Consider the following 3,934-nt stretch of genomic DNA (forward strand, 5'->3'; position numbering starts at 1 on the left):
GTTCGTTCGGCGACGGCGCCGGCGCGGTCGTGCTGGAGGCGCAGGAGCAGTCGGGCCGTGCCGCGACCGACCGCGGCATCGTCACCACGCACTTGCGCTCCGACGGCCGCCACAAGGCAAAACTGTTCGTCGACGGCGGACCGTCCTCGACCCAGACCGTCGGCCATCTGCGCATGGAGGGCCGCGAGGTCTTCAAGCACGCGGTCGGCATGATCACCGACGTGATCGTCGATGCCTTCGAGGCGACCGGGCTCAATGCCGACAGCATCGACTGGTTCGTGCCGCACCAGGCCAACAAGCGAATCATCGACGCTTCCGCGCACAAGTTGCATATCGCGCCGGAGAAGGTGGTGCTGACGGTGGACCGTCACGGCAACACCTCGGCGGCCTCGATCCCGCTGGCGCTGTCGGTGGCGCGCAAGGACGGCCGCATCAAGCGCGGCGACCTGATTCTGCTCGAGGCCATGGGCGGCGGCTTCACCTGGGGCTCGGCGCTGGTGCGCTGGTAGAGCCACAGTCGATAAAATTTTGCCGGAATCAGCGCCGATTATCGATGCGTATGCATTGATGAGCGCTGTTGACCGCCGTATCGTAAGCTCATAATTTCAGACAACAATTGTTCGCCGTGATGTGGGGCAGGGCGATGACCGATCAAAGTAAAACCGTAACGCGTGTTGATCTCTGCGAAGCCGTCTACCAGAAGGTGGGCCTGTCGCGGACGGAATCGTCTGCGTTCGTGGAACTCGTGCTCAAGGAGATCACCGACTGCCTGGAGAAGGGCGAGACGGTGAAGCTGTCCTCGTTCGGTTCCTTCATGGTTCGCAAGAAGGGCCAGCGGATCGGCCGCAACCCGAAGACCGGTACCGAAGTGCCGATCTCGCCGCGCCGCGTCATGGTGTTCAAGCCGTCGGCGATCCTGAAGCAGCGAATCAACTCCCAGCACCGCACCAACGGCGACGCCAGCAAGGCTCAACCCGAGGCGTAATCGCCTTTCGGATAAGGATTTGGCATTTGGACAAGGCGCCGGATGCGTTCCGAACCATCAGCGAAGTAGCGCAGGAACTCGACATTCCGCAGCACGTGCTGCGGTTCTGGGAGACCCGGTTCTCCCAGATCAAGCCGATGAAGCGCAGCGGCGGCCGCCGCTATTACCGCCCCGACGACGTCGACCTGCTCAAGGGCATCCGCCGGCTGCTCTACGGGGAGGGCTACACCATCCGCGGGGTGCAGCGGATCCTGAAGGAGCACGGCGTCAAGTCGGTGCAGGGGCTCGCCGACGGCGCGGCCGCGGTCTCGTTCGGGGCCATCGAGGACGCCATCGGCGCGAGCCTCATGGAGCCGGACGACGAGGAGGCGCCGATCAAGGGCGTCGCCGATGCCGACGATGACGACTACCAGGGCGACGAAGAGGAAGGCATCGACTTCCGCTTCACGGAGGTCGACGACGAGGAAATCCTCACCACCTTCCGCAAGGGCGGCACCCCCGCCGCGCCCGCCGGCCCCAGCGCGCTGGACCGGGAGAGGCTGGGACGGGTGCTCGCCGACCTCGTCGCCTGCCGGGAGATGCTGGACCTGGCGCTGAAGGACGGCTAGGGGCCGCATTCCACGGGCTTTGCGGGGCAGTTCCGGCGGCCTTGGGCAGAGGCACCAAACCGGTCACCAAAATGGTGTGGCCTCGCCTTGCGCAAAGCGGCGATCCTAGCTAATGGAACGACGTTCGGAGCGTGGCGCAGCCCGGTTAGCGCACTAGTCTGGGAGACTAGGGGTCGGAGGTTCAAATCCTCTCGCTCCGACCATTTTTCCAACTCATCTGTCGGGTGGATCGACCGTCGGCGTGGAGCCTGCTCCCGCCGCGCGCCGCATGCGCGACGATCGGTAGCGGGCGGCTGCTTCGGTGACCGGCAGATTAAAATGCCGAAAACAACCCCATGCACAGTAGCGATGTCATTGGTGGGTAACGTTTTTCCGAATCGGTTTGACGCGTCGGGCAAAACAGGGGCATGATGTCATCATCCCGGTTCATGGGATGAACGTCCGGAGCGGAGTTGTCTTCTCCCCGCGCCACGAAGCGTAACCTTTCCTCGCGGCCAGCAGGTCGCGTCCAAGCCCCACACGTCGTTCCGCCTACCTCAAATACCCCACCACCATCCGCGTCGTCTCGTCCACCAGCGTCCGCACCGTCTTCTCCGTCAGCATCTCGGCGTGCTTCAGCACCGTGTTGTGCGCGACGGCTTCGATCGCGCTGACGCAGATGAAGGTGGCCAGCGCCGGGTCGATCTTGCGCATCTCGTTGCGGCGGCTTTCGAGATAGGTGCGCACTAAGGCGTGGACCTCGCGGTTGAAGGCTTCGACGTCCTTGAGCTGGCCGGTGCGCGGGATCTGCTCGGCGAGCACCCGGTGCAGTTTCGGGTCGATGCGGTGGGCCTCGATCGCAACGGTCACGAGTTTTCGCACGGCTTTGTCGATCGGCATGTCGGCGACCTCAATCAGCGCCGAGCGGACGATGCCCATGATCTCCTCGTTGTGACGGTCGATCACGGCGGCGACGAGCGCCTCCTTGCTCGGGAAATACTGGTAGAGCGAGCCGACGCTGACACCRGCGATTTCGGCGATGCGGTTGGTGCTGGCCTTCTCGAATCCTTCCTTGACCAGAATGCGAGCAGTTGCCTCGACCAATGCGTCGACGGTGGCGCGGGATCGCTCCTGCGAGGCATTTTTTCGGGGCTTTGTGGGCGGTTTGCGGGCCACGGCCTTGTGATCTGAATGCGAGTAGGAAAAGCGAGTGAATGCTCGCATTATATCCGCAAGTGGAGGCGGGTCGGCAAGCCTCTTCGTCGCCGTATCGAAAGAGCAAGATGGGGATGTGGCCATGAGCGTTGCCAGACTTGTGTCGGCATTTCAGTTCTGCCCAGGTGGCTGCGTGTTCGGTGCGCGGGCGCCGCGCGATCCCGCGCCGAGCCTGCAAAGCCGCGCCTTCAACCTGCTGCTGCGCCTTCTTCCGTTCAAGAAGCAACTGGCATCAGCCGAAGCAGTGCAGGCACACGTGCAGAAGGTCGCATTGGAGCCGGCCTCGTTCGAGCCGACGGGACTTGGCCGCGGCGTCGAGGCAACGCTGACGAAGATGGGCGGATGGCCGGTCTATTACACCGCGCCGTCAGCGGGACACGAGGGCTGCAACTACGTCATGTTCCTGCACGGCGGCGGCTTCATCAACGAGATCGTGCCGGCGCATTGGCGCTTCGTCGGCCAGATGACGCGTGAGGCGCGCGTCGTTTGCGTCGTGCCGATCTATCCGCTTGCGCCGCGCGCCACCGCCAAGGATCTCGTGCCGGGGACGGCCGAGCTGTTGCGGATGCTGCTGGAAGATGCCGGGCCCGCAAAGGTCACGGTGGTCGGCAATTCGGCCGGCGGGGCCCTTGCGCTCGCCGCCTGTCAGTGGCTGCGCGATCGCGGACATCGGCAGCCAAACCTGATGGTGCTGATCTCGCCCGCGGCGGATGCGGCGGTCAGCCGTCCGGAGCAGGTCGAGATCGCGGCGCGCGATCCGATGCAGGACATTCCGGGGATCCTCGAGGCGGGACGCCTCTATGCCGGCGAGCTCGATGTCGGCCATCCCTTCGTCAGCCCGCTCAACGGCGCGTTCCGTTCGCTGCCGCCAATGACGATCTTCTCGGGCACGCGCGATCTGCTCTACCCCGACAGCGTCGATCTGGCGGAGCGGGCGAGGGCGGTGGGTGTCCCGGTCGAGCTGCATCTGCGCCGTGGCCAGCCGCACAATTATGCGCTGATGCCGACGCCGGAGGGGCGGCAGGCGCGTGCGATCATCTTGCGTGCGATTGCCTGAGGGGGGAGAGCGTGACGATTGTCACAAAGCGCGCCGCCACGGTGGGTCTGGCGCTGGCTGTGCCCGCGCGGGGGAGAAAGGCGGCCCCCG

The 3,934-nt window shown here is 64.9% G+C and carries 5 protein-coding genes and 1 tRNA gene; 5 read left to right on the forward strand and 1 reads right to left on the reverse strand.

Translation table 11 applies throughout. The annotated features are described in order from the left end of the window. From AC1D00_RS30735 to AC1D00_RS30750, 4 genes are all read left to right on the forward strand, one after another. A partial coding sequence (locus AC1D00_RS30735) for a 3-oxoacyl-[acyl-carrier-protein] synthase III C-terminal domain-containing protein (protein WP_477013249.1) occupies positions 1-509 on the forward strand: 509 nt, incomplete at its 5' end. Between the two features lie 134 nt (positions 510-643). Next, on the forward strand, positions 644-985 hold the full coding sequence (locus tag AC1D00_RS30740) for an integration host factor subunit alpha (RefSeq protein WP_027548240.1): 342 nt from the start codon (positions 644-646) through the stop codon (positions 983-985). Positions 986-1,011: 26 nt separating this feature from the next. Beyond that, positions 1,012-1,593, forward strand: a complete 582-nt coding sequence (locus tag AC1D00_RS30745) for a MerR family transcriptional regulator (protein WP_135176074.1) — start codon at positions 1,012-1,014, stop codon at positions 1,591-1,593. A gap of 125 nt (positions 1,594-1,718) precedes the next feature. Further along, positions 1,719-1,796 (forward strand) — tRNA-Pro (locus AC1D00_RS30750). A 328-nt stretch (positions 1,797-2,124) separates the two neighbouring features. Here the strand turns inward: AC1D00_RS30750 and AC1D00_RS30755 are convergent. Next, positions 2,125-2,748, reverse strand: coding sequence for a TetR/AcrR family transcriptional regulator (locus tag AC1D00_RS30755; RefSeq protein ID WP_477013250.1), 624 nt, complete (start codon positions 2,746-2,748; stop codon positions 2,125-2,127). 121 nt (positions 2,749-2,869) lie between these two features. On the opposite strand from AC1D00_RS30755, the gene AC1D00_RS30760 reads away from it, so the two are divergent. Continuing rightward, the gene (locus AC1D00_RS30760) at positions 2,870-3,844 is read left to right on the forward strand and encodes an alpha/beta fold hydrolase (protein ID WP_477013251.1); all 975 of its coding nucleotides are present in this window, start codon (positions 2,870-2,872) and stop codon (positions 3,842-3,844) included. Positions 3,845-3,934 lie beyond the last annotated feature (90 nt).

The sequence above is a fragment of the Bradyrhizobium sp. P2_E8 genome (assembly GCF_056403875.1).

Bases quoted from the DNA above. Each gene is read 5' to 3' on its own strand.
- AC1D00_RS30760 (WP_477013251.1), top strand. From the start codon at position 2,870: ATGAGCGTTGCCAGACTTGTGTCGGCATTTCAGTTCTGCCCAGGTGGC.
- AC1D00_RS30740 (WP_027548240.1), top strand. From the start codon at position 644: ATGACCGATCAAAGTAAAACCGTAACGCGTGTTGATCTCTGCGAAGCC.